The sequence below is a fragment of the Bacillota bacterium genome (assembly GCA_012727955.1).
Taxonomy (GTDB): Bacteria; Bacillota; Limnochordia; order DTU087; family JAAYGB01; genus JAAYGB01.
The window spans coordinates 52,665-79,398 of record JAAYGB010000047.1 but is presented as its reverse complement, the minus strand read 5'-3'; the positions used below and the strand labels follow the sequence as shown (position 1 = coordinate 79,398).

The window sequence follows — 26,734 nt, the reverse complement described above, 5'->3', positions numbered from 1 at the left end:
GGACTGCCGGGGGTGGGGTTTTTGCATGTTCTCCGGAAAGTCTCTTAGCTATGCCTTGGTACCCTTGTGCAGTAGACCAGAGGTAGAGTTAAGCAACAATTCATCGGCATGGGTCAGCTGGTCAATGGCTCCACGGGGCGGCAGTCTCATGAGGTCCGAGCTGTTTCTCACCATTGAGGCCTTGCCAGGCCAAAACAGCACCAAGACCAGCAGGGCCGTTTTTTCAAGCTGTCGGGTAGAATTTGTAGCCTCAGATCCGGATTGGAGGAATTTTCTGATAATTATCTGGGTATAAATAGTAGTGGACAAGACTCTAGAACGAGAAAGGAAGTGTTGCAATGAGAACCAAGAAGATTGTAGTGTTCTGTCTCAGTCTGATCCTCTTGCTGTCAGTGGGTGCGGCGGCCTACAATGAGTCTCCCATGCTGGCGGAACAAGTCCAGAAGGGACTGCTGCCCCCTGTAGAGGAACGGCTGCCGGTAGAACCCCTGGTCATCAGGCCCTTTGACGAAGTTGGGGTCTACGGGGGAACTTTACGCACAGCTACCACCGAACCCAACACCTGGTCCAGCGACGGGCATTCCCACATCCGGATCCCCTATCTTTTCTGGCTAGATCCCGAGACCGAAGAGATTATCCCCTACCTGGCTAAGGGATACGAGTTCTCGGAGGACAATCGCGTCCTCACCATCACCCTCCGAGAAGGAACCAAGTGGTCCGATGGTCATCCCTTCACCGCCGATGACATCATGTTCTGGTGGGAGGATGTCATTGGTAACGACGAATTGACTCCGGTAAAGCCAGCGATGTGGAGCCCAGGGGGAGAGCTAGCGGTCTTCGAGAAGATCGATGACTACACGATTAGAATCGAGTTTGCTGTCCCCTTCAAGCCAATTATCTCCTACTTAGCCTACTGGGGCTCCCAACAGGGGAACATGTTCCATCCCAAACACTACGTTAAGCAGTGGCATATCAAGTACAACCCCGATGCCAATGAACTGGCTAAAGAAGAGGGACTGGAATTCTGGTACCAGTCCTTCCAGAACCACAGTAATATCACCCCAGGCCAAGTAGATCTCAATCTGCCTACCCTCAATCCCTGGATGATTGTGGAGCGCAATCCCAGCCGTATTCGCCTAGAGCACAATCCCTACTACCTAGCCGTTGATACCGAGGGTAACCAACTACCCTATATTGACTCCATCGTTGTCGATGTTCTGGAGCGGGAGATGCTGGTAATGCGGGCCCTCAGCGGCGACCTAGACATCTGTGGCAGAAGTCTGGAGATCTCCGATATCTCCATTCTCAAGGAAAGCGAAGCCCGGGGAGACTATCGATTGCTCCTATGGACTAGCACCGTGCCTGCGGATATTGGCATTGGCTTTAACCTCTGTCACAAGGATCCCAAGCTGAGAGAGATCTATCAACAGGCCAAGTTCCGTCAGGCCCTATCCCTGGCGATTAACCGAGAAGAGATTAACGACTTGGTCTTCTTCGGCTTTGGTGTCCCCATGCAGGCCACGGTACATCCCAACAACAGCTTCTTCAAAGAAGAGTGGGCCAAGGCCTATGCCGAATACGATCCGGCAAGGGCAAACCAACTGTTGGATGAACTAGGATTTGAGCGGGGTGCCGATGGATTCCGCCGAACCCCCGATGGCGAGACCTTCACCGTCACCATCAACTACAGTTCCACCCTGGCCTTTGCCAACTCCGTCCTGGAACTGGTCAGAGACTACTGGGAAAAGGTTGGTGTCCGTACCGTCCTCAGCTCCCACGAACGCACCCTCTATACCACCATGGTTGAGGCGGGAGAGGTAGGAGTCGGGGTCTGGATGATCGACCGAATGACAGAATCCCGGGTCAGCCTTCCCGATGTCACTAAGTTCAACCCAACTTCTGAAGTCGGTTGGGCCTATGCCTGGAAGCAATGGCTCAATACCGATGGAGAACAGGGTGAAGAGCCCAGCGGCCCAGCAGCCGAGGCTTTCATGGAGTTCATGAATGCCTTCCAGGACTGGTATACTGTCGAATCTGACGCGGAATACCAAGAGATAGCCGAAAGGATCTGGGATAATCAGGCGGAAAATCTATGGATTCTTGGCACCGTGGGACTGTCCCAAAGACCAATTGTCGCTGCTAACCGCCTCCACAACTTCCCGGAGCATATGCCCTGGGGCGATGACATGAGCTGGTGGCGAATTACCTATCCAGAGCAGTGGTTTATCAAATAGGGCTATCCCTTTAACCAGAATCTAGCTTCCACTAGGCAAACAGGCTATCCCGAGTAACCTCTTTGCCCGGGGTAGTCTGTTTCCCAATTGACTTGAGAAAACACAAAGGCTATAGTAGAGCTAACACAAGAGAAAATTCAGGAGGACGGTAAGAAGTGACAGCCTCTATGCGACTACGCTTCCCAGCTTTGAACCGGTAACAGAATACGGTTTATGGCTCTGGCTGTGTACAGAGCACTGGGATAACTCTGTCCTTCTTTACGTCATTCCTATAACGGATCACAAAAGGCAGGTTTTCCTGCTTTTTTCTTGGAAGGGAAGATGTAGTAGTATGGCCCAGAAAAGGTGTCAACCGGTGAAGAAATCCAGTCGGGGGGAACCTCCCAATTTTCTCGGACAACACTTCATGCATAACAAGAAACTGATAGCGGAAATTGTCAATCAAGCCAACATCACAAGAGAGGATACAGTACTGGAACTAGGAGCTGGTAAAGGCGCATTGACATCGGTCCTCAGCCAAAGGGCTGGGAAGGTACTGGCCGTGGAATATGACCATGAGCTTGTGGACATCCTGAAGCAGAAGTTCCCCAAGACAAACATAACAATTATTCACCGGGACATCCTCAGGATTCATCTGCCAAGGGAACCCTTTGTTGTAGTCTCCAACATCCCCTATGCCATCACGACACCGATCATGAAAAAGCTCCTGAGTAACCCTTGCACCAGTTTTCAGCGGGGAGTGATCGTGATGGAAAAGGGTGCAGCAAAAAGGTTTACAGCCGCTCCAGTCAAAGATCCCTATGTGATTTCCTGGCGAATGTGGTTTGAGCTTAAGTATGTCCGGACTATTTCCCGGAGAAACTTCTCTCCACCACCCTCGGTGGATTCTGCCATGGTGATGGTCCGGCGAAGGGATAAACCGATAGTGCCCTATGGAAATTACCGACTCTTCCAGGCCGTTGCCCAGCATGGACTGAAACATCCTGAGCTGCCCATTGACTTGGCATTAAGGGGTGTGTTTACTTCTCCTCAACTCCAGCGCCTGAAGAGGAATCTGGAAATAACGGCTCCCACTGCCATTGGGGCTTTGTCGGAACAACAATGGGGAGTTATTTTCGATACTATGGTGAAGTATGTGCCTAAATTCCGGTGGCCACGGGCGAAATTATAGTCAAGGATGATAGGATACTAGCGGTTCAGGGGAGGGCTTAGCTTGCGCTATTGGGAGCTAGACTGCCTGCGGGGAATCAGTATTGTGGCGATGGTGATCTATCACCAAATTTGGAATCTAGCCTTCCTGGGACTGGTGGATTGGTACATCCCCGGTCCAGGATTTCAAATGGTGGCCCGCAGCATCGGAACTGCCTTTCTTACCCTGGTGGGGATCTGTTTGTATATCAGCTTTCACCGTCGGGGTGGTAGATTAGATCAAACAGTGTGGCGAAGGTTTGCCCTGCGGGGGATAAAGCTTTTTGCCTGGGGCCTGGTTATTACAGGGGTGACCGTTTGCTTCTTGCCTAACCCGGTGTTCTTTGGCATCCTTCATCTCATCGGGGCAGCCACCCTCCTCTCTATTCCTTTGCTGCCTCACCCCTGGTTAGCGGGCAGTCTAGGTTTTTTGATTCTAATTGCCGCCTACTCCCTTCCTACCTTGAATCTACCGTCACCTTGGCTGCTGCCCTTGGGGATTGCTACCCTTCCCTTTTCCATGGCCGATTACTATCCCCTCGTTCCTTGGCTGGGGGTTGTATACCTGGGGATTTATCTTGGCAGCCTAGCCTATCCCCGCGGCACTAGACAAAGGGGAGCCAGGCCCCAGCCCAACTCCCCTATCATTTCTGGATTGATCCTTTTGGGACGAAACTCCCTTCGGATCTACCTACTCCACCAGCCCTTGCTTTTAGCCGCCACCTACGGGCTGAAGCTGATTTTCTTCCCCTAGTCCAAGGGCAGCCGAAGGCGCTTCCAAGGCAATTACACCGCGTCCCAGATTCGGCGGGCGTTTTCTAGGCCGATCTTGGTTCCCTGGCGGCAGTCCTCCATCCCTTCAAACTCAATGGACAGGTAGCCATCATAACCGGAATGCTTCAGGGTAGCCAACACTTCCCACAGATCGATGTCGCCTTCCCCAACAATGGCCCCTCGCAGGAGGTTGCCGGTGTAGGTCTTGAACCAGGTTCCCGAGTCACAGCGATAGAGCTCTCCCTCCCGGGCAAACTGACTGGCTCTCCGGTAATAGAAGTCCTTTAGGTGAACCATGACGGCATACTGAACGTTTTTCTTGACACCGACACAGGGGTCTTCATCCATACAGAGGTAGTTACCGACGTCGATGGTCTGCCGATAGTTGGGCCGATCAACGGCCTCGATGAGCCATTGAACCCGATCGCTGCCATTGACGTAGAACCCGTGATTTTCCACTGTGGTAGTAATTCCGTACTGAGCAGCGTAATCGGCAATCCGTCGACAGGCATCTACCATGATGGGCATATCCCGGGCATAGTCAACCATGGAGTTCCGATCCATCGGCCGGCGAAACGCGGAAACGTCATGCCGCATCAGCTTGACGCCCAACCGATGGGCAATATCTACCTCATTGAGTAAGCGCTGAACTTCAGCCTCCCGCTCTTCCTCGGTCTCCTTCAGAAGGTCAGCTAGAATCGCATAGTTAGAGACTTCGATCCCAACCTCAGCGGCCTTTTCTCGAATGGCGTCGATTAACTCTTCATTTCCCACCAAGTCGAAACCAAAGGGGACGATCTCAACATGCTCTCCACCGTTGTCAGCGATCCACTGAATGACATCCAGGACCGACATTGTGCCAGCCTTGATCTCATTCATCAGACTGTAGGTACTGACACCTAATTTCACGGGCCATCCTCCCTTTACAACTCTTCTCCTCGCCAGTGCTTCAGCATCTCCCGAATGGAGCGGGCCATCTCAGCGGAAAAATCACTGGCAGTTTTCCGTGCATACATGTACTGGCCAAAGTTCTCGGCCTTAAAGGGGTTATTGGGAGAGATATTCTCCCGGTCAGCAAACATCGCCTTTAGTTCCTCATCACTCAAGCGCCGATAATTGTCGGTAAAGACTATGTACTTTTGATCAAAGCGGGGTCGAACTGAAGGTCGTGTTTCCGGATAGTAGCCCATCACCAGCATACCGATTGGGAAAGTCCAGGGTGGGAGGGATAACAAATCCCGATGGGTCTCATAGTTTTCCATGATATCCCCGATATAACAGGAGCCAATTCCCAAGGACTCTGCAGCCAAGACTGCAGTTTGCGCAGCGATCAAGGCATCGGAGCAACCGAGCATCAGGTCTGACTCCGTGGGTCCCTCGAAAACTCTGCCTTCTCGCTGGCAGTATTCCTTCACGCCGCTGAGGCGGTAATAGTCATACCACCGCTGCAAATCCGCTAAGAAGATCAGCACCAGTGGAGCTTTGGCGATAAAGGGCTGATGGTCACAGGTTTCACTCAAGATGGCCTTCTTTTCTTCATCCTCGATGACCAAAATGGAATAGAGCATCATGTTCCCTGCAGTGGGAGCCCGCAGGGCACTTTGAATGATGAGCTCTTTGTCAGTGTCACTAATGGGTCGATCGGCAAATTTCCGTAGTGAGACTCTTTCGTTGATTAGGCGAATGGTGCTATTCATGCTTGCCCTCCTTTCACGGGTTCTATTTGTCTCTTCGCCTCAAAGGAAACAATTCCTTTGAAATCTTCCTGAATTATCACCGTAACTGATGCAAAAAGGGAGCCTTTCCCCTATTGGAGTCAGTAGGGGAAAGGCTCCTAATAAAGCCGTTACCATTGGTCGGTAACTATCTTAGAATCTAAGATCAGTCAAAAAGGTCCTCAATAGATACCTCAGTTAAACCCTGAGGAAGAGTTCCTGTTCTTACCACCACGTAGTGAATCCTTCCCTCGGGATCCAAGGATTGTCCTGCCCGATAATCTGCCAGTCCGATCTCAACAATGACTTCCACGGGCCCTCTCTCTCGGAACCGGCGAAAGGCTTCATCGGGAAATAATCCATCGGCGGGCCACTGCAGCAGCAGAACGGGAGAATAGGGTGGGTCAAAGTGCTGGATCCAGCCCCCTTTGACCTCCTTCAAGTCCAAGGAGGCCGGGAGGATACCACCGATGCTGCCCAAGGTGGTATTACCATCGCCGTAGATGATATAGCTGCCGACCAACCAGCTGGGAGCAAACCGATTTCCGCCTGGGTAGGCCGGGGTATAGGTGACATGATACTGCAGTTGGCGACCGCCGGCGTTGACTATGAACACGTCTTCTCCTTGATCCGCCAGGAGACCCGGGGCAATCAACGCCCATTCATCAGTGGTGAAATACGCGTACTGCTGCGCCGGACCATGATCGTAGACCTTGATATAGTCGGGAGTTCCCAACATCCCTTGTAGCTCCCCTTGCCCTTTCCCCAACAGCAGGTCGGGAACCTCCGGCAAATTAGTTGCGGCCTTCACTCCCCCTGCCAACAGATGACAGATAAGCAATACCAAAACCAATCTCTTTGCCATTTGACAACTCCCCTAGTCTGCTAGTCTGATTGTAAACGAAACTCTATCCGAACCTGAAGCCATCGCTCTGTGTAGTCGAAGTTATCCTCGAGAGCAAACCGCCACTGCTTTACTGCCTGCACCGCAGAGGTATCGAAATCATCTCGCCCCGAGGAGCCCTCTACCTCAACGGCCATGGGAACTCCCCTGGCATCCACCTTGACCCTCAGGTGCACCACCCCTTCCACACCCCGACGTCGAGCAGCCTGGGGATAAATGGGGGTAACCTTGGTGGTGACTCTCCACCCGTCCCCACCGGTCCCGGTTCCATCGACCGTGGGTAAAGCCGGACCTTCACCCATCCCTCCTGACAGTGGCGAGCCTGCATCTACCGGCGTTGGGACAGTCGGGCCTGCCGGTTTGACCGGTGGCACGGGCCTTGGTCTGGGTGCTGCCGGCGCCATCACCGGTGCTGGAGATGGCCCGAGGGGCAGTGGCATTGATACCAGCTCCGGCCGAGGTCCCGGGGCAACCGCAGGTGTTGACCCTAACTTCCCGGCCACAGGTCTCTGCCCCTTGGCACCCAGAGGTCGCGCATCTCCATCACTGAAGGAGGGAGTTCCTTGCTGGGGCAAAGTCCTCAGATTGCCAATAGGAAGAGGCATTGGGTCTGAATCGGTGACATCCCCTCCTCCACGGGTCCCTGCCGGCGCTCCCCCTTGACCCCCTCGGCTAGCAAGTAAAGCCGCGGCAGCGATGGTATCATCGCGGCGGGCTTGATGTTCTCCCGGTGGATACCCTGCTACCGCATGTCCACCGGCCTGGACCAGCCGCTGGCTGTGATCAAGATCAGCCTTTGCTTCCTGGGGCATTAGGGTAGCTACCGGGGCCGAGGGTAAGGCCGTCATCGCTGTTTCTTGCCCAGTCTGTACTGGCTGGCCACCAAACCTTCCTCCCGGTGGAGGGACAATTTCCTTGGCATCAACCCGACGCGCACTGGGCTTTGTCCAGGTGTGGGGCCTAGCCTGTTGCGTCAGCCTAGGCAAGGGCTCCGGCGCTGAGTCCTTCCTCGAAAGCACAGCAGCTGCCTTTGCCACCGGGAGGGGTTCCGGTGGCAAAGGAGCTGACCTGCTAGCCATCGGTGGCTGGCTAGGCACCATAGAAGTTGGGACATGTGGTGACACCTGTCCGTTGTCTGGCGGGGTGAGCAATGGCGCCTGCTGGATTGCTGTAGGTGGAGAACCATCTGCGGTCTCCCCGGGTACCGGCACTAACTCCTCAAGGGCAAGGGGAACATCCTGTGCTTCCCGACTAGTTCCCTTGACGGTAACCCGCACAGTATGCTGTTGTTGGTCCCTAGCGGTCTCAATGGACACCGTCCATGGTGAGAGGATCCAGCCCAGAAGTACTAGATGAATGATAGTCGACAAGAGTATCCCGACACAGCGGTCCTTGCCCCTGGCTAACGGGGAACTCAGCATCTTGCCCATAGTCTCCAACCTCAATTTCAAAGGTCCTCAAGGTTTTCCACAGCAAAATCCAGCTGCGAAACTCCTACACTTCTGGCTGCATCCATTACCCTCAGCACCCGCTGCCAGCTGACTTCTTCGTCGGCATAGATGGTCAATCCCGGGACTTCACCATCACCAATCTTCTGAAGCAGCACCCTTCTTAACTGCGATAGTAATACCGCCTCTTCTCCGACAAATATCTCCCCTTCTGCCGTCACAAACACCATCAATGACTTAGTGTAGGGGGAATCAGCGGTAGTCGAACCCGGTAAGTCCACCTCAATTCCCATGGGCTCACTGACCATCCCGGCAGTGAATACAAAGAAGATCAACAGCTGAAAGACGATATCAACGAGGGGGGCCATGTTGATCTGAGGTTCAACCCGTCGTCGACGCCGCATCGCTGCTGCCCCTTTCTCGCCAGCTGACCACAGCCTGATCGCACAACTCTTCGATCTCGGCCAACCTGCCGTCTACCTGTTTGATCAGATAATGGTGGAGAGCTGTATTCATGATGGCAATAGCCAGTCCAGCAGCAGTGGTCAGCAAAGCCTCTGAGATCCCACCGGCCAGAAGCTGAGGCTGTCTGCTGCCTAGCTCCGAGAAAACGGTGAAGGTGCTGATCATCCCCGTCACCGTTCCCATCAGTCCTAGCAGGGGAGCCAGATTGATGGTCATGGCGACTAGATCCAGGTGGCTTTCCAGCTGATCTGCCACCTTTTCCAAGGCTCGATCCCGGACCTTTTCCATCGCTTCATCGCTGGGATCCCGCTGCAAGACAACATAGACCTCCTGCAATATCGGTCGGGCGGGCTCTGGCCATGAAGCCTCCACCTCTAGCTGTACTGGCTGAGACTGCTTCCGTAACTGGCGTTTCACCTTGTGTATCGCCAGGAATCTCTCAATGATTAGCGCCAGGGATAGGATTGACATAACCACCAGGATAACCAGAATTGGCCCGCCCTTGGCAAAGAACTCCATCATGATTCGGCTCTCCCCTCACAATTTCTTTCCCTACAGGTGTCATCTAGAAGGAGTAAGTGACCCCCACTTGAATCTGCCGCGGCGGTGCGGGGTAATCCTTGACTTCCTCGTACTGCTCACCAAGCAAGTTGCTAACCTTGGCGAAGAGCTCTAGCTCCTCACCAATTGCCTGTACAGCATTGACATCAACCACGGAATAGGCGGGAAGTTCATCGATAAGAGCCCCCTGCTCAACATAGGGACGCGTACCCACATAACGGTAGCTGGTTGTCACCGACAGGGTCTCCATTGCCTGCCAGCTCAGCTGTGCCGAAGCCCTGTGTCTGCCCTTGTAATTCACTGGAGCATTAGCAGTCTTGTCCCTTGCATCTAGATACTCATAGCTAATAGCGAGAACTGAGTTGGGACTAATCCTTCTATCCACAGAGATTTCTCCACCCCGGACAACTACTTCATCAAGATTAACCGGAATCCAGTTCTTGTCGCTTCCATGATAATTATCCACTACGCGATTGTAGGCAGACAATGATACCTGCATCTCTGGGCTCAGCTTGCGGTCTACCCCCACCTCGTACCCAAAGGCTTCCTCGGGCAGAAGATCGGGATTGTTAAAACCAGCAAAATACAGCTGGTCAAATGTAGGAACGTTAAACCCAGTGCTTATTGCCCCATATACTCTAGTACCCTCTACAGGGATATACGAGCTTCCTACCCGATAGGTAACCTCGGTGCCAAAGTCGGAGTAGCTGTCAACTCGTCCCCCAAGGGTCAAGGCTAGCTGAGGGTTATATTGATACACATCCTGAGCAAACAGGGACCAACTATCTCGAGCAGGAATTCCCGGATAAGAAGTACTCTGAACTACGTCCTTGTTATAAGAGCCGCCTACAGCTATGTGGTGCCTTCCACCATAGAGGCGCCAGTTATACTGACCCTCAAGACCAGTGGTTTTGGGCTCATGGACACTGTCCTCCCATTCGCTGTTATATTTGCGAATGGACTGGTCTTGGAACCAACGCGCCGACCAATCGCGTTCAGAATCTACCACCTGGTCATAGCTAAAGTCAAAACGAGTATAGGAGTCCTTCTGACGAGCAATAAGCGATTGCCAAGCAACAGGCCCAGGGGCGCCCACTTCGCCATCATGATAGCTGATACCGGCTGTCAACCACGCTGAAGGGGATACATCCACCACGATAGAGCCATCGACAAAAAGCCCATCATAGTCGCTATTGGGCCGGTAACCGTCGGATACAATCTTCTCCAAGTGCAAATTCCATTCACCAAAGGGTAATGCTGTCCCCCCACCAAACTGGACGCTGCGGGTTCCGTAACTGCCGGCACTCAAGGAGACTTGTCCACCATCACTGCCTCGCTCAGTGATGATGTTTACCACTCCACCTAGGGCATCGGAACCATACAGAACAGAGGCTGGGCCCTTGATTACTTCGATCTGCTGAACACCGTTCAATGATACTCGTCCCAAGTCGAAGGCCCCATTCTGCAAAGCGTTGAGCCGACGTCCATCTCGCAGGATCAAGACTTGCGTAGAGGTTGAACCTCTAATACTCATAGTAGTTGCGCCGCCCAAACCGCCATGGGCAGAAACAGCGGCGCCCTCCACATGGCGTAAAACATCAGCCACAGTTGTAGCCCCAATAGCCTCTATTTCCTCCCTAGAAACCACGCTAATGTTTACTGGGCTTGCAATAATTTCCTGGGGAATACGACTGGCGGTTACAACAATAACGATATCGGCTTCTCCTAGTTCAGCAGCATCCCCTACCGTCTCCGCTGATACTGTTGCTGTAAGGCCCAGCAAGGCCACAGCTAGGATCAATAAGTATAGAGCTTTTCTTGGCAAAGCAATCTCCTCCCTAGACGCAAAAATGCCCGGGTGTGGCAAGGCACAACCGGGCACTCCAATAGCTACACGATCACCGCGATACAATGATCCACAAATAGCGTTGAAAGTCCCTGCAGTACACCATCCCCTTTACGCGAGAGAACCTCGGTGCTTCTTGGATTGGCAGGTCTTCTGGCTCCCGTTCATCGCAGTCTCTACGCCTTCCCCGATTAAAATCGAGTGGCATTCCTGTAGGCTGCTCCCGGATACAGTGGCGCGTCCGCGTGGTTTGTTGTCTTCTTGACAACCCCATCTTCCCTATTCTCCCTGCACTCGCTCAGGCAGGGCACCAATCCAAAGCAGAAGTCTCTATTTAGTTGTAGCACCTTGTTATTCGACTCAGGCTTGGAAATTCCTTCGCCCTCTGGAAATTACCCCAAACAGACTCCTTTAACGGTGAACCGTTAAGCGTTGTCGCACCATCTCATACAAAGCCACGGTACCAGCGCAGGCAGCATTGAGGGAATCCACGGTCCCTTGCATCGGAATTAGAGCCATTTCATCGACCATCTCGGTAATGGCCCGACTAACTCCGGAAAATTCATTACCCACCACCAGGGCTACAGGACCGGTGAGATCAATTTCATGGAGCATCCGGTGAGCGCTGGGGCTTGTCCCCACCACCTTAAAGCCTGGCACCTCTGCCCTTACCCTGTCAAGCCACTGGCCTAGCTCCCTGATGGAGGGACAGTGAATGACAGGGAGGTGAAAGAAGGCACCGAGACTAGCTCGCAGCACTACGGGATCATAGATATCCACACTGTGGCCGGTGGTAATGATCCCATTGACACCAAAGGCATCACTGCTTCTCATGATGCTGCCGAGATTACCGTGATTAGAGGGGCGATCGAAAATGAGAAGGGTCGTCGAGTCCGTGAGAGGAATATCCTCGAGACCTTGCCTCTTCATCTTAGCAGTAACAATCAGCTCCGACGGTTCCTCCCGCTCCGACAGTTTCTCCATCAGCGGCCCAATCAAGCGAAAGACCTTCTGCGGATTACCGGTGGCGATAACCTCCTTGGCCCAGGATGATAATTCCCTCTCTCCATGATAGGCCACCGAGGTAAGCTCCCAGCCCGTTGCCAACAGCGCGTTAATGCAAGCTACACTTTCTACGAAAATCTCTCCGTAGCGATGCCGCTTATTGCGATTGCGCTTGAGCACCTCTAGATGCTGAAAGTCATTGGTTTCCCGGTCTAGGTTGATGTACTGCATGCCTGGCACGTCCCTTCCTCACTCTGATCATCCAATACCGAAGGTGAATAGTCTATCGGGATTAGTACAACAAGGGAGATGGGCCTTGGGATTTTGCCGCCCGGTCTCCCTTGATAGATTTCTCTCCTTTATCCTTTGATACCACTCAGTTTAATCCCTTGAATAATCTGCTTCTGGAAGAAAAGGAAGGCGATAATAGCCGGCAGTGATGCCACGGCATTCACCGTCATCGGAAGAATGTAATCCTGGGAGTAAGCACTATTAAAGGCCGGTATCCCCACAGGTAGCGTATACATGGCCTCGGACATGATAATCAAGAAGGGCCAAAGGAAGTTGTTCCAACTGCCAATGAAGGTGAAAATGCCAATGGTGGATAACGCCGGCTTGGACAACGGAACAAAAATCATCCAATACATCCGAAACAATCCACAACCATCAATGCGTGCACTTTCAACCAGTTCATTGGGAACGCCATCAAAAAACTCCTTGAGAATGATCACCGCAAAGGGACCGGCTAAAGACGGCAGGATCAACCCAGAGTAGGTGTTGACCAGGTTTAGATTGTTAGCCAGGTTAAAGAGTGGAATGATGGTTGCTTCTCCTGGAACCATCAGCCCAGCCATGAAAAACACGTAGACGAACTTACGAAAGCGAAAATCGATGCGTGAAATAGCGAAGGCAGCAAGGGAGCTAATAATCAAGACCAACGCAGTGACGGAGACGGCGATGAATAGGCTGTTGAACATCCAGCGACCGATGGGAGCTCGATTGAAAACAGTATAGTAGTTTTGTACAGTGAAGGGCGGTAGGAACCACTGATAAACATGCCTGATGGGAAATCCCTCTCTTTTCAGCGAGGTCATCAGCATCCAGAATATTGGGAAGATAAACAGCAGTGCCAAGCCATAGGACGCTATATACCGAAGGACAACGCTAGGATTAAGCCTCTGTCTCACAGCTCAGTCTCCCCCCATCTTCTCACCCTCATCTGCACCAAGGTCAAGATCATTAGGATTAGAAACAGTGCATAGGACATGGTGGCCGCGTAACCTAAATCATTCTGCCTGAAACCGACCTCGTAGATGTATTGAATGATAGGCCGAGTTGCCGCCCCCGGGCCCCCTCTAGTAATGAGCCAAATCTGAGCAAACACCTTATAACTTGCTATGATCTGGAGCATGGTAACAACCCAGATAATGGGTTTTAGTAAAGGCAAAGTTATATACCAAAACATCTGGCGGGAACTGGCACCATCGATGGAGGCCGCCTCATACAGATGGGCGGGAATGTCCTGCAGAGCGGCTAAGAAGAGAACCATGTTAAAGCCAACGGTCCACCAAAGCGTTGCGACTACAATTACCACCCAAGCGAGATCGGGGTCACCGAGCCAGAAGATCTCCTGCTGGATCCCGATATCCTTGAGCAAAGTGCTGATCAACCCGGAATAGGCTCGGAACACAAACACCATGATCGTCGAGATGACGGCTACGGACAAGATATTCGGCATGAAGAAGGAAAGCCGAAAGAAGGTCTTCCCTCGCAGGTTTTGGTTTGATATCAGAGCCAACAGAAGTCCTGCGATAATAATAGTTGGAGTCGACAACACCACAAAGTACGTCGTGTTTCGCAGCGCCGCCCAGAAGTAGGGATCTTGCAGCATATCACGATAGTTGTCTAAGCCTATGTATCTAACTTTCCGAACAATGGTCCATCGGTGCAGACTCATCCATACCCCTTGGATCATGGGATAGACAACAAAAATGACGTAGACTATGAAGAACGGCAAAATAAAGGGAATAGCAGACAGGTCCTTTTTCAGCTGCTTGCTCATGCGCACGGTACTTTGCCCCCTCTGTACATAAGGTGCAGGAGAAGATTCTCCTGCACCTTTGCAAAGTTACTCTGAAATACAGATCAAGTGGCTATCTAATTGCCCGAATTTCAGCAATCATATTGTCAATTGCCTGTTCCGGAGTTGACGTCTTGGCCCAAATGGTGTCCAAATTCCGGATGGCGGCAGCTCGCACTGCACCAGCCTTTGGACCCCAAGCATCGTACTCGGCAAAATCCGCGGAAGCAGCATAATCAGAGCGATACGGCAAAGCCTGGAACTCCGGCTTATCCAACACCGTTACCTTACTGGGAACATGGCCTGCTCTAGCCCACAGGTCACCATTGCTGGCCACGAAGTCGGCAAAGGTGATAGCAGCCTCCATCTTCGCCTGATCCGCCCGCCGTTGATAGGGCAGGACCAAGGTGTGGGAGTCAGCCCACTGTCCCGGCTGTCCAAAGACTTGCGGGAAGGGAATAACGCCGAACTCAAGGCCTTCCGTAATCTCCCAGATTCCCGTTGCCCAGACACCGGTGATAATCGTTGCGGCCCTGCCATTCTGGAAGGACTCGTAGGTATCCTGCAAATGAAGGGGAATGAACTCATACTTGTAGTACATATCCAGCATGTACTCCGCTGCTCTAATGGCCTTATCTTTGTCGAGAGTAATCTGCCTCAAGTCATCGGAGAACATCGGCGAACCATCCATCTGACGATAGAAGGACCACCAGATCCGATAGGGATCGTCGCCACCGGTGGGAATCGAGGCAGTGAATACGTTGTCTGGAAGAGATTCTTGTAGAGTTGCGAGGAACCGAACAAAACCTTCCGGAGTGTTCTCCAGAATTAGGTTATCATTTTCGTCGAGTAATCCGGCCTCTCTCACGTACGCTTTGTTGTAATAGAAAACAATCGGATGGGTATCGATGGGAACAGCATAGTGCTGACCATCGACCACGGTAGCATCCAAAATGGTCTGGTTAAAGGTATTCCAGTCAACTCTAGCCAAGTCTGCGAGATTATCCAAGGGTTGTAAGAGACCTTCCTCTACCAGTTCAGGAATGCGCGCCGTATGGGCCACAGCGACATCGGGAGCATTCCCGGTGGCAATACCGGTCATCAGCTTTGTGTAATACTCTCCCCACTCCAACAGCGTGCTGTTTACCCTGATATCGGGATGCTGTCTGTTGAACTCCTCCACAATAGCATCCATGTACTCAGCATCGCCACCGGAGAACAAGGTTCAATACTCAATCTCAACGGTCTTTGCTAAGACTGAAGCACTCATAACCACGCACAGAACCAGCGCCAGTAACAAGATTCTCTTCAACCTGAATCCTCCTCATCACAAAGATAGGGTTCATGTTCAATCCCACTGGCTGCCGCGATCATTGGTCCTAAGGACATATCACCTCCTAGCTGCTGCGAACTTTGCTTGACTCCGACGGTTATCGTCGAGAGGGATTGACGCCAAAAATCTCCTTGTACTTCTCCGGTGCTACCTTAGGCTTACGGTCAAAGGTGGCAAGACCGTTGACCTCCTGCTGCACGTCGGTCAGCTGGGTGTAACAGTAACCGCATACTTCCTCTTGGGCTAAAATCGCGAAGGTCAGGTTCTTGATCCGCTCTAACATTTCCTGATAGTCCTTGGCGGCCACACCATATCCCCAGCCCTCGGCCTGCTGCTCCTCCACCTTGACCCCGCCATACTCGGTGATCATGATCGGCTGTCCCTGGTACTCATAGTCGGGAAGCAAGATCGGGAAATTGTGGCTAAAGGCTGCTGCATGCCGGTCTTCCCGGAAATGCTCATACCGAGCCGTCAGTTCTTCGTGATTCTGGGTGTACTCGTGGATGGTGATAATATCCGTGGTGGCCTGCTGCCAACCATCGTTGCTGATCACCAACCGGCTGTCATCCAATGCCTTGGTCAGATAGTACAGGGAGTCTAGATGGGCCTGAGCCCGCTTGCAACCCTGGCGCAACTGCTCAACTCCCCAGCTTTCGTTCATCGGCACCCAAGCCATAATTCCGGGGAAATTGTACAACCGACGGACAACCCGCTGCCACTCCTCGGCGATGTTCATCGCGCCGATTTCATCATAGATATAGCGGGAGGGCATCTCAGCCCAGACCAGCAACCCTAACTTGTCACAGTAGTAATAGAAGTAGGGATCCTCGATCTTTTGGTGTTTGCGGACTCCATTGAAGCCGCAATCCTTCATAAATTGCACGTCCCACTCATACTCTGCGACCTTTTCCGGTGTGCAGATGCCATCGGGCCAAAAACCTTGATCCAGCACCATCCGCAAGTAGTAGGGTTGGTTGTTGAGGTAGATGCGGTTGCCCCTGGCTTCTACCTTACGCATTCCAAAGTAGGTATCGACGATATCCACCGGCTGGCCATCCTGCAGGAGGGTGATCTTCAGATCATACAGGACTGGGTTTTCTGGGCTCCACAACTGGCACTCCGGTACCGATAGTCGCACTTGATTCTCCGGTCTTGGGGTCAAATCGGAGTAACGGGAATGCCGGACAAAAACCGGGAAGGTAGACGAAGCAACGGCCTCACCGGCTAAGGTGATGTCGAAGCGAACCTCCAGGCCCTCGGTCACTTTACTCAGCTGATACTCCAGATCAAGCACCTGGTTGTCGATATCCGGCACCATGCGAAGGTGAGAAATATGAACCTCCGACACCGGCTCCAACCACACCGACTGCCAGATTCCCGTGGTCCTGGTATACCAACAACCCCAGTTCTCTAGGTTGGCACTTTGCTTACCCCGGGGCTGGTCGGTGCTATCCCGGTCAATCACCTGAACTACCAGGCTGTTTTCTCCATCAACTAATAGTGAGGTAATATCAAAGGAAAAGGGCACATAACCGCCGCGATTGGTCCCGGCAAACTGGCCGTTGACCCAAACTACAGACTCATAGTCCACGGCGCCAAAGTGCAACCGGATCCTCTTTCCGCTCCACTCTGCCGGAACGATGAAGCTGCGGCGATACCAAACCACCTCATGGGGTGTGGGATCTTCGATGCCGCTTAACTTGCTTTGAAACACAAAGGGAACTTCGATCTTGCGATCGAAGGCGCCTTCGTCGGTAAGATAGCGCTTATCGTCGGCACAGTCAGCAAAGGCAAAGTCCCAAGTTCCATTGAGAGAGAGCCAATCTTGACGAACAAAATCCGGTCTGGGATACTCAGTCCGATACGCTGTCAATAAACCCACCTCTTTATCTATGATTGTAGCTAGAGCGGTACCTAGCTCGCCATTAGTTTAGACGTATTCCCAATCCTTTCCTTCCCCTCCGGCCTTTGCCTGCACAGCTATGATTAAAAACCAGATAACCGGTTTCCTTCCAAGTTTTGTCAAAATTAAGATTATTCATTATGCGGATACCCTCTTATCCAAGGCTAACCTTATCTTTATGAGGATATCCTCCAACGCTGGACAAAGAGGAATGTTTCAACAGAGGCTGATCAACCTCTGCCGCAGCAGTACTTATACTTCTGACCGCTGCCGCAGGGACAAGGGTCGTTGCGCCCGACCTTAGACATACTTTTCCCTGAGCCCGAATTGGGGGAAAGCCCGGGGCCAAGGGTGGTGCCAACCTCTTGAGGGGTATGTCCCTTCAAGATCCACTGCGGAGTGTGGTTGACAAACTCAGTAAAGGTCAGCAGCAATTCTGACATTTGGTCAAAGGAGTTGACCCCCACCAGCTGCACCAGCCACTGGTTCATTTCAACCATCGAAACATCATTGTTCACCTGATACCATGCTTCAATCATAATGGCCTCAACTTCATCGACGGAGATCCCGTGACAGCGCCGCAATCGCTCCGCCAATGTTTTTTGGTGAGGGGTCCAAGGCAGGTGTCCCTTGGTGGCGATGTCCCGCAGTAGCCCCGGAGCCACTGGCTTATAGGCTAGAAGGGGACGCTTGGCCTGCTCCTGAGCGATTTCCTCGGGATTTCTTACTTCCGCTGCGGCGAACTTTCCATCGGCAAAGTTGATGCCCCCATCGTTCAGATGGACTTCATACAATAACTCAAAGAACCGGCGAAAATCCTCCATCTCAGGAAGGTGTTCCTGCACCAAAGTCAGCAGCTCATGACAGGAGGCCACCCCATAAAGGACCAGCATTCCGCGGGCCAGCTGCAGAGCCTGGGTATTAACCCGGGCCCCTTGCCGCACCCTGGGATCGGAAATCAAATCTGCTATATGGGGAACCAAGTCCTGGGGCATAGCCCAAACGTCGACATCATCGATCACTCCAGGAAACACCAGTCCCCGACGCAGCAAAGACAACAAGGGTTCCGTCAATTCACCGTTGAGAATTCCCTGGCAGGCCACCAGTTTCTCAAGGGTCCGAAGCTGCTTTTCCGTGAGAACCACCGCCCACTGGGACAGATGCTCCGGAATCTGCTCTGCAATGGCCTGGGCCAGGGGCCCCTTGTTGAGATGACTGATCCCCTTGAGCTCCCAGATGCGACGAAAGCCGTCGAGACTCTCCTTGGTTTGCTGCATCAGGTATTGGTAGTAATCAGCCTTCACCGGCACTTGGCCGAGCCAGAGTTCAATCTGCTGGCCGTGATCTATCTGAAGCATAGTGTTCGCTCCTCCTGTTTCCAGTGCCACATCTCTTCCAGGGCGATAAGCCGGCAGCAACTTTTTTGGGAAAATTCGTGATTAATCAATGAGTTCGCAGCAAACCAGACATCCCCTGCAAATCGGTACCACCACACCCTTTGCTGGGATTGGCGGTGATGCTGGAGGGGTAACGGGAATTGTCGAGAATAGCAGGATAAACAGATACCGCCCAGTCCTTTGCCGGTATCTTCGGTAAGAAACTACCTGAGGAGGAATGTGAAATGCGATGTTCCCGATTAGCAAGATTACTAGTCGCAGTCCTAATTCTCACTACGGTTCTGGGAAGTTCCGGGATCGCCTTGGGGCAACGGATTACCGCCGCTAACAATGATCTTTCCATTACCGTCTACAACCAGGGTCTGGGCTTAGTCAAGGAGATTCGCCGGATTCATGTCGACTCTGGCATCACCAATGTCACGGTATCGGATGTGGCGGCCCAGCTGGACCCCACCTCGGTACATTTTCGTTCCCTGAGCAATGCCTCTACCCAGGTACTGGAGCAAAATTTTGAGTATGACCTGGTCAACCAAAGCCGCCTGTTAGAGAGATATCTCGGCCAGGAAATCGAACTCATCGACGACAACAACACCAGCCGACGGGTCACATTGCTGGCCCATCAGGGGGGCAATTTGGTGGTAATGGAGGGAGATCGCATTGTCATCGATCCTCCCGGGCGGATTCGCTTGCCAAGGCTGCCCGATGGACTGATCATCCGTCCCACGCTGATGTGGCTGGTGAGCAGCCAGACTGCGGGACCCCAACTGGTTGAACTCACCTACTTAACCAGAGGGATTAGTTGGTACGCAGACTATGTCGGTGTGCTGACGCCTTCGGGAGAACTGGCCCTGAGCGGCTGGGTAACCCTGGAGAACAACAGCGGTAAGTCCTACGAAAACGCCAACTTGCAGTTGGTAGCCGGAGACATCAACCTGGTCTCGGACTCTCAGGTTCGGCCTGAAAACCTGCTGGTCCAACGGGCCCAGGCTCCCTACACTGCGCAACCGCAGTTTGTTGAGGAAAATCTCTTTGAATATCATCTGTATACCCTAGATCGACGAACCACCATCAAGGACCGACAGATCAAACAGATTGGTTTACTCAGCTGCGACAGTGCCGAGACGGACACGGTATATCTCCTGGAAAATAACGTATGGTATAACGGCAGTTCCCCCATCAAGGTAATGCTGCAAACGGAGAACTCCGAAGCCAACGGTCTAGGGATTCCCTTGCCCCAGGGCAAGGTCCGCCTGTATCAAGCCGACAGCTCCGGAGAGCTGCAGTTTATCGGAGAAGACAGCATCGAGCATACGCCCAAGGACGAGGTCCTTCGCTTACATGTCGGCAATGCCTTTGATATTCGCGGCGAAGTGACTACCCTAGGCAGCCGGGAAATAACTAAAGATACCAAGGATGTCACCCGGCAAGTTATTATCCGCAATCATAAGGAGGAGGCCATCACCGTTGTAGTCACCGAGAAAATCTGGGGAACATGGGAGCTCCTGGAGGCCAAGGAAGAGTACCGGATTCCCGACGCCAATACCCTGGAATTTACCGTCTCCATCGAGCCCGGGGAAGAAAAGCGCTTTACCTATCGGATCCTCCTTTAAGCCATCCCAGAGAAAACTTCAAGGCGCCTCCATTGAGGCGCCTTGAAGTTTTCCTATCACTTGCACTCTCTTAGGCCGAGGAGCGGCGCCACTGCTGCAATGCCTGCTCCGTGGCCCGGCGACCCTGTTCCACAAAGGTCTCTGCCTGCTCGGTATCCGTTAGTTTAGCCTTGAATTCACAGGGTCGGATGATTAAATCCGCATAGCGGGGCAAGGTTTCCGCCGCGTATCGATCGGTAATCAATGTTGTCCCTCGACTCAATACCTGAAAAAGGTTAAAATCCCCGGAGTCCTCATCCTCTTGCACCCTTGGCGGCACCGCCAGATCCACGGCAATCACCTGCTCTATGTCCGTCTGGCTAAAGAGTCGAACCGGTACCGGATCGGCAAAGGCTCCATCGATGAGCCAGCGGCCCTTAAGTTCCATCGGCTGGAAGACAAAGGGAATGGAGCAACTGGCCCTCACCGCGTCCACCACCGACACCCCCGTTATATAAACATAGCCTGGAGGCAGCACCGGGACAAAGTCCCGGGAGCCAAAGACCACCGCTTCGCCGCTGACCAGGTCTGTGGCAACGGCGTAGGTGGGAATCAGCAGATCTTCGAAGGTTCTATCCCCGAGAAAAACCTGAAGCCATTCCCGAAATCGCTCTCCCTTGATTAGACCACTGGGAGCCCGGGAACTCCTTCGGCTTTCCGTTCCCAGGTAATCCCGCAGCACACTAATTCCCGCCACCAAGAGCTGAAATCGGGGCATTGTCAAATCGGTAAAGAGATCCGCGGGCAACTGGTCCATCAATTCTTGCATCCGCTCCGAATTGTACCCCGCAGCATAAAGGCAGGCAACTACGCTCCCGGCGCTGGTTCCCGCCAGGATATCAGGTTTGAGCCCTTCCTCTTCCAAGACAGACAATACACCGACATGGGCGGCACCCCGCAGGCCACCACTGCCTAAGGCCAGTGCTAGATTGTACCTTCGCTCCGACGGTGTCCTCGGGGAGGCTGGCTCTGGTCCCAAGGACCTCCACAGTCGCTTTAGCTGTTCCTGTGCCTGTCGCCAAACACCTGGTTTCGATGGACTCATCCCCACACCCACTCCCCTCTGCAAGCAGTGAACTTATATCTACTCTACCCGTTTTTTTGCAGCAATCCCTGCTCTATCCTGATATGCGAAGTAAAGTTACAATTTGCTCCAACAAAGTGTTTCAACAGCACCGAAAGCAGGTAGATACTATGGCAAGGATCCCCATATTTTGGGAATGTTTCGAAACCATTGTTATCTAGAGAGGGGGGAGTTTAGTGCTTCGACTGAATATTGTCGGGAGAATCGCTGCTTATGTCGCAGCAGTGGTAGTAATCGTCTGCCTTGGCTTGGGCTACTTAGCCTATTACTCCAGCCGGGCTGCTGTGATCGAGGAAGTTAAGGTTGCCCTGCAGTCTCAGGCCGGCGAGTCTATCAGGTTGTTAGAAAGCCGCATCGAAACGCAGCTGACGGCTCTAGAAACCATCGCCGCCAGGCCGGAAATAGCCAGCATGGATTGGAACATACAGCGCTCGGTACTTGACAGTGAGTGGCAACGGCTGGGAAACTTCTTGGCGCTAGGTGTGGTCGATACCGGAGGCAACGTTCGCTACAATGACGGTGCTACCGCCAATCTCAGTGATCGTGAGTACGTCCGCCGGGCCCTAATGGGCCAGTCCACGGTATCGGAACCCTTGATCAGCAAGGTCACCGAGGAAATGGTCCTGATGTTTGCTGTTCCAATTAAACGGAACGACCAAGTGGTGGGAGCACTAATTGCCAGGCAGGAAGGTACTACTCTATCGGAGGTTATCGCCGACCTGGGTTTTGGAACTGGTGGCTGGGCTTACATCATCGGCGCCGACGGCACCATCTATGCCCACCCCAGACAGGACTGGGTTATGGAGCAGAGGAACCTTTTCACCGATACCGCTGAACTGCGTAATGCTGGACAAGCCCTTCGGGGCCTAGGGAGCAGCCGCACCGGGGTAATCAGATACGAGATTGAGGGACGAACCCTGCTGGCGGGAGTAGCGACGATGCCCACCACCGGCTGGAGCCTCGCGGTAGGGGCCCTGGAACAGGCTGTGTTGGCCCAGGTCCTCAAGTTGAGGACCTACCTGGTACTGGCCACGGTGCTCAGTATTGGTTTGGGTATCGCGGTAGCCGTTGTGGCCGCGCGGGCCATTGCCAAACCCATCCGGGAGGCGCAGCGGGTTATTAGTGTAACGGCCTCGGGAGACCTGACGGAGGAGCTTAACATCAAGCGCAGGGACGAGGTAGGAGTCCTGGCCGAAGCCATCAACCAGACCATCGCCCACATGCGCCACACACTGAGCCTAGTCTCTGCCGCCACCGATGAATTGACCCACACCAGCATGCAATTGGCGGCCTCTTCCGAGCAGGTCAGTGCCTCGGTGGAGGAAGTAGCCAGTACCACTAACGAGTTCTCCCACACTTTGGAGAACACGAACCTGCGAGCCCAACACATGCGGGAGGAAGTGCAAAGGGTTGCCCAGCGGGCGACCGAAGGTAGCGAGGCATTGACGGAAATGGTGGATCAGGTGAGGCAGGCTCGGGATAACAGTCAGCGCCTGGTTCAAGACATTGAAGGACTTGGCGCCATTTCCCAGGAAATCGGGAAGATTGTCAATGTCATCTCCGGTATCGCTGAGCAAACCAACCTCCTGGCCCTCAACGCTGCCATTGAGGCCGCTCGAGCCGGCGAACATGGGCGGGGCTTTGCAGTGGTGGCCGATGAGGTGCGCCAATTGGCAGAGCAATCGGGCCAGGCAACTACCGAAATCACCGCCATGATCGCTCAGATCCAGGGGGGCATCGCAGGAGCCGTCACCGATATTAACAGGGATGCCCAGCGAGCGGAACTGGCGTTGACCAGCGTCGAGGCCAATGGCGAAATCCTCCAGGAAATCATCCAAGCAGTTACCACGGTTGCCAACGATATCCAGGAGATCACCCAAAGTCTAGAGGCAATTAATATTGGCGGACATGAAATCGCCAGTGCCAGCGAAGAGCAGGCTGCTTCTATGGAGGAAGTGGCCGGCGCGGCTCAGGCCTTAACGGACATGAGCAACGAGCTTCAGGATCTCGTCGCTCGCTTCCGCCTGGAGAAGTAGGCTACCGGCGCTATTTAAGGGTGTGCATGTACTTTTCCGCTTCGTACCAAGGGACGATAAAGGAAGTTCCCTTGGCGCAGAAAACCGATGATGAGGGATTGGCAGTGTCTCGGTCCTTGTCATACCCGATGGAGGCAATCACTTCCTCGGGGTTGTGGCAGGGCTCATACCCATCAAAGACACAGGTAATGCTGCCCCGTCCCTTGGTGAAGGAGACAAGCTCCACACTGTAGTCCATAAAGGTAGCCACTGGCCCTCTGCCTTCAAGGTAGAGGGTCTTTCCTTGGTGGATGGGCGGATCAAAGGTTCCCTGCAGCCGCTGGATATCGGCGATCACCCTCCCTAAATCAGCCTCATCGACGTAGATTTGAAACCGGTAGTAGGGTTCCAAGAGGATGGACTCCGCCTTTTCTAATCCCTGTCGAATTGCCCGATGGGTAGCCTCGCGAAAATCCCCACCAGCGGTATGTTTTTCATGGGCCAGGCCTGCCTGGAGCACAATGTTGACGTCGGTCAGCGGAGCTCCAGTAAGAACACCCCGATGGGTTTTGTCAAAGACGTGGGACCGAATAAGCCGCTGATAGTTCAGGGGCAAATCGTCGACATGGCATTCGCTGGCAAAGGTAATCCCCTTACCCCGAGGATTAGGTTCCAGACGCAGCTGAACTTCGGCGTAATGACGCAGCGGTTCAAAGTGTCCAAATCCCACCACGGAAGCGGCAATGGTTTCCCGGTACTGTACCTGAGGTGGTCCAAAGGTAACGGCCATCCCAAAGCGGGAGGCGATTACCTCCTCCAGTACCTCCAGCTGGATCCTACCCATCACACTGACCAAAATTTCCCCAGACTCCTCCTGGAAGGTCACCGCCAGCATTGGATCTTCATCGGACAAAAGACGCAGCCGCTGCAGGCATTGATCCACTGGGGTATCATCCTGCAGGATCACCCTCGCGCGTAGGGCAGGTACCAAGGGGGAGCTTTCCTGGGTTGGGGTAATGATCTGATCCGTAGTCAGCACAGTGCCGCACACCGGGGTCTTCAGCCCCGTCACTGCAATGACATCACCGGCAACGGCCCGCTGCCTCGTCTCATATCTGGCGCCATTGTAAACCCGAAGGGTATTAACCTTTTCCACCACCACTTGCCCCTCTGCGTCAAAGCGAAACTCATCCCTTACCTGCAGGGTCCCCGCCAGTGCCTTGAGAAAGACCAACCGATTCCCGTCGGGCTCATGGCGAATCTTGTAAACTCTGCCGACAAAACTGGGTTCATCGGCCGCGACCTGATACTCCGTCACAGTTAGCAAGGAAAAGAGGTCCAGAAATTCCTTGACACCAAGATCCCGCAGGGCTGATCCGGAAGTCACGGGAAAACATTTTCGCTGCTTAATTAGGTCTATGAGGTGCCGACGAAGAAGTTCAGGAGTATCCTCCCCCTCTAAATAGGCCAATAGAAACTCTTCATCTCGTTCTGCAACAAACTCCGCCACCTCTTCCGGGGGCTGAAGCAGTGCCGTGGGACCGGCTAGATAGAGGCTGTCTGCCGTCAATCGGTCCCGAATTTCCCCCAAGACCCGGGGCAGTTGGAAGGTGGCTAGATCCCTTTTGTTAACAAAGATGAAGGTAGGCACCCCTTGGTCCTGCAAAAGGCGAAAGAGCGTCGTTGTATGGGCCTGCACGCCGGCAGTGCCGCTGACTAACAGGATTGCGTAATCCAACACCCCGATGATTCGCTGAGTCTCCCCGGAGAAGTCCACGTGTCCTGGGGTATCGATTAGGTAGTAAATATCATCTTGCCAATGGAAATAGGCCTCTTCGGCGAAGATGGTGATTCCCCGCTGTTGTTCAAGGGCATGGGTATCAAGCCAAGCCCCCGGTTGATTGCCAGGACCTTGGCCGCGTATTACCCCGGCGTGGTACAAAATCTGTTCCGAAAAGGTTGTCTTTCCAGCATCGACATGGGCAAAAATTCCAATGGTCTTTCTCATAATTCACCTACTGCGAAAGGCCCCATGGCCTAGTTCTATCCATCCTGCATCAACTCCACCGGTCTTCCCGTCTCCCGGCTTAAGTTGGCGGCCTCAATAAAGGCAACAATCTCTAGGGTCTCCTCGATATCCAGGGGAGATCGCTTCTGCCTAAATAAGATCATCACCTGTTCTAACAGACTGGCGTAATAGGGTTTAGGGTTGGCATACACATCGACGAATTGACTGCCCTGGGTTGTATGTACCACTGCGCCAAAATCGTTGTTTCCCCGGCGATTTCCCCTGACCGTTCCCAGTCGACCATCCTCCCACTCTCCCACGATGACATCGTAATCTTCTGTTCTGTGGGCCGTTACCCGGCGGCACCCCCTGCCTAGGATAGCATACAGCATTTCAACTGCGTGAATCCCATACCAAAAAAGTCCCGGCTGTGTCGGCGCCATGGCCATGGGACCGTAGGTATCGGCCCCAACAATAGTCTCCTTCTCACAACGGGCCAGCACCCCAGTCAGCTCTTCGGCATAGCGCAGGGCAGAGGAACTCATCAGGGGGACCTGGTACTTTCGAGCCAGATCCACCATTTCCTTGGCATCCCGGTAGCTGACGGCAAAGGGTTTGTCAACGAATACCGGCTTGCCATAGGGGGCAATCTCCCGAAACTGGGCCAAATGCACCCGGCCGTCAACGGACTCCAGCAAGATAGCGTCACTGGTCTGGGCCACCTCGGCGATGGAATCAACGATCTTCACTCCAAACTCCTGAACCTGCTGGGTGAATCCCTCCAGTCGAGACCAACTCATCTCCCAATCCGGTGATCCACCGGGAAAGGCGCAGATCACCTGGGCCCCCGGCACATGGTATTGCGCCTCGGGATTGTTAAGTAACTGGGTAAAGGCAACCACATGGGAGGTATCCAAACCAATCATTCCAACTTAGACCGCCACCATCTCCACCCCAATCTGGTTTCTTTGTCCTTGCAGTATTTCACTTCTTGACTTAGAACGGGCCCCCTTCCCATGGCCCTCGATATTCCCTGACGACACCGCAGCTGAGAGAGGATAAAGCCCGATGGTAGCGGAAGAAAGGAAAGGGTGGTAAATCCCAAAAGAAGGATAGCGAAAGTTA

The 26,734-nt window shown here is 53.3% G+C and carries 21 protein-coding genes, 1 pseudogene and 1 riboswitch; of the genes and pseudogenes, 6 read left to right on the top strand and 16 right to left on the bottom strand.

What is annotated here, in order from left to right:
* Nucleotides 1–338: 338 nt before the first annotated feature.
* The 4 genes from GX030_08530 (at nucleotide 339) to GX030_08515 (ending at nucleotide 4,176) form a co-directional block, all read left to right on the top strand.
* On the top strand, nucleotides 339–2,234 hold the full coding sequence (locus tag GX030_08530; GenBank protein ID NLV92421.1) for an ABC transporter substrate-binding protein: 1,896 nt from the start codon (nucleotides 339–341) through the stop codon (nucleotides 2,232–2,234).
* A gap of 167 nt (nucleotides 2,235–2,401) precedes the next feature.
* The gene (locus tag GX030_08525) at nucleotides 2,402–2,434 is read left to right on the top strand and encodes a hypothetical protein (GenBank protein ID NLV92420.1); all 33 of its coding nucleotides are present in this window, start codon (nucleotides 2,402–2,404) and stop codon (nucleotides 2,432–2,434) included.
* A 131-nt stretch (nucleotides 2,435–2,565) separates the two neighbouring features.
* Entirely contained in the window at nucleotides 2,566–3,405 is an 840-nt protein-coding gene (gene erm, locus GX030_08520) for a 23S ribosomal RNA methyltransferase Erm (GenBank protein ID NLV92419.1), read from the top strand.
* 42 nt (nucleotides 3,406–3,447) lie between these two features.
* The gene (locus GX030_08515; protein ID NLV92418.1) at nucleotides 3,448–4,176 is read left to right on the top strand and encodes a DUF1624 domain-containing protein; all 729 of its coding nucleotides are present in this window, start codon (nucleotides 3,448–3,450) and stop codon (nucleotides 4,174–4,176) included.
* A gap of 32 nt (nucleotides 4,177–4,208) precedes the next feature.
* On the opposite strand, the gene GX030_08510 is transcribed toward GX030_08515, so the two are convergent.
* The 13 genes from GX030_08510 to GX030_08450 form a co-directional block, all read right to left on the bottom strand.
* The gene (locus GX030_08510; protein ID NLV92417.1) at nucleotides 4,209–5,105 is read right to left on the bottom strand and encodes a sugar phosphate isomerase/epimerase; all 897 of its coding nucleotides are present in this window, start codon (nucleotides 5,103–5,105) and stop codon (nucleotides 4,209–4,211) included.
* A gap of 14 nt (nucleotides 5,106–5,119) precedes the next feature.
* Complete coding sequence (locus tag GX030_08505) at nucleotides 5,120–5,893, bottom strand: nitroreductase (protein ID NLV92416.1); 774 nt, start codon at nucleotides 5,891–5,893, stop codon at nucleotides 5,120–5,122.
* Nucleotides 5,894–6,077: 184 nt separating this feature from the next.
* Nucleotides 6,078–6,776: a hypothetical protein gene (locus GX030_08500; GenBank protein NLV92415.1), complete on the bottom strand. Its 699-nt coding sequence runs from the start codon at nucleotides 6,774–6,776 to the stop codon at nucleotides 6,078–6,080.
* A 20-nt stretch (nucleotides 6,777–6,796) separates the two neighbouring features.
* Nucleotides 6,797–8,245, bottom strand: coding sequence for a TonB family protein (locus GX030_08495; protein NLV92414.1), 1,449 nt, complete (start codon nucleotides 8,243–8,245; stop codon nucleotides 6,797–6,799).
* Between the two features lie 17 nt (nucleotides 8,246–8,262).
* Nucleotides 8,263–8,667 carry a biopolymer transporter ExbD gene (locus GX030_08490; protein NLV92413.1) on the bottom strand — a complete coding sequence of 135 codons (405 nt, stop codon included), beginning with the start codon at nucleotides 8,665–8,667 and terminating at the stop codon, nucleotides 8,263–8,265.
* Entirely contained in the window at nucleotides 8,645–9,250 is a 606-nt protein-coding gene (locus GX030_08485; protein ID NLV92412.1) for a MotA/TolQ/ExbB proton channel family protein, read from the bottom strand. Before GX030_08485 ends, GX030_08490 begins: the two co-directional genes overlap by 23 nt.
* 43 nt (nucleotides 9,251–9,293) lie before the next feature.
* Nucleotides 9,294–11,114 carry a TonB-dependent receptor gene (locus GX030_08480; protein NLV92411.1) on the bottom strand — a complete coding sequence of 607 codons (1,821 nt, stop codon included), beginning with the start codon at nucleotides 11,112–11,114 and terminating at the stop codon, nucleotides 9,294–9,296.
* Nucleotides 11,115–11,260: 146 nt separating this feature from the next.
* Nucleotides 11,261–11,465: riboswitch (cobalamin riboswitch) on the bottom strand.
* A gap of 81 nt (nucleotides 11,466–11,546) precedes the next feature.
* Nucleotides 11,547–12,380: an RNA methyltransferase gene (locus GX030_08475; protein ID NLV92410.1), complete on the bottom strand. Its 834-nt coding sequence runs from the start codon at nucleotides 12,378–12,380 to the stop codon at nucleotides 11,547–11,549.
* 119 nt (nucleotides 12,381–12,499) lie between these two features.
* Nucleotides 12,500–13,240, bottom strand: coding sequence for a carbohydrate ABC transporter permease (locus tag GX030_08470; GenBank protein ID NLV92409.1), 741 nt, complete (start codon nucleotides 13,238–13,240; stop codon nucleotides 12,500–12,502).
* 83 nt (nucleotides 13,241–13,323) lie between these two features.
* Nucleotides 13,324–14,202 carry a sugar ABC transporter permease gene (locus GX030_08465; GenBank protein NLV92408.1) on the bottom strand — a complete coding sequence of 293 codons (879 nt, stop codon included), beginning with the start codon at nucleotides 14,200–14,202 and terminating at the stop codon, nucleotides 13,324–13,326.
* A 91-nt stretch (nucleotides 14,203–14,293) separates the two neighbouring features.
* On the bottom strand, nucleotides 14,294–15,415 hold the full coding sequence (locus GX030_08460; GenBank protein ID NLV92407.1) for an extracellular solute-binding protein: 1,122 nt from the start codon (nucleotides 15,413–15,415) through the stop codon (nucleotides 14,294–14,296).
* Between the two features lie 235 nt (nucleotides 15,416–15,650).
* Nucleotides 15,651–17,426, bottom strand: a complete 1,776-nt coding sequence (locus tag GX030_08455; protein NLV92406.1) for a glycoside hydrolase family 2 — start codon at nucleotides 17,424–17,426, stop codon at nucleotides 15,651–15,653.
* 260 nt (nucleotides 17,427–17,686) lie between these two features.
* Nucleotides 17,687–18,814, bottom strand: coding sequence for a hypothetical protein (locus GX030_08450; GenBank protein ID NLV92405.1), 1,128 nt, complete (start codon nucleotides 18,812–18,814; stop codon nucleotides 17,687–17,689).
* Nucleotides 18,815–19,077: 263 nt separating this feature from the next.
* On the opposite strand from GX030_08450, the gene GX030_08445 reads away from it, so the two are divergent.
* Nucleotides 19,078–20,463, top strand: a complete 1,386-nt coding sequence (locus GX030_08445) for a DUF4139 domain-containing protein (GenBank protein ID NLV92404.1) — start codon at nucleotides 19,078–19,080, stop codon at nucleotides 20,461–20,463.
* A gap of 70 nt (nucleotides 20,464–20,533) precedes the next feature.
* Here GX030_08445 and GX030_08440 read toward each other — a convergent pair whose 3' ends face one another.
* Nucleotides 20,534–21,547: a patatin-like phospholipase family protein gene (locus GX030_08440; protein ID NLV92403.1), complete on the bottom strand. Its 1,014-nt coding sequence runs from the start codon at nucleotides 21,545–21,547 to the stop codon at nucleotides 20,534–20,536.
* 215 nt (nucleotides 21,548–21,762) lie between these two features.
* On the opposite strand from GX030_08440, the gene GX030_08435 reads away from it, so the two are divergent.
* Nucleotides 21,763–23,622 carry a methyl-accepting chemotaxis protein gene (locus GX030_08435; protein ID NLV92402.1) on the top strand — a complete coding sequence of 620 codons (1,860 nt, stop codon included), beginning with the start codon at nucleotides 21,763–21,765 and terminating at the stop codon, nucleotides 23,620–23,622.
* A 10-nt stretch (nucleotides 23,623–23,632) separates the two neighbouring features.
* Here GX030_08435 and GX030_08430 read toward each other — a convergent pair whose 3' ends face one another.
* Together GX030_08430 and GX030_08425 are read right to left on the bottom strand one after the other, a co-directional pair.
* Nucleotides 23,633–25,612, bottom strand: a complete 1,980-nt coding sequence (locus GX030_08430) for a TetM/TetW/TetO/TetS family tetracycline resistance ribosomal protection protein (protein NLV92401.1) — start codon at nucleotides 25,610–25,612, stop codon at nucleotides 23,633–23,635.
* A gap of 32 nt (nucleotides 25,613–25,644) precedes the next feature.
* Nucleotides 25,645–26,562, bottom strand: a pseudogene (locus GX030_08425) (Gfo/Idh/MocA family oxidoreductase).
* Between the last annotated feature and the right edge of the window lie 172 nt (nucleotides 26,563–26,734).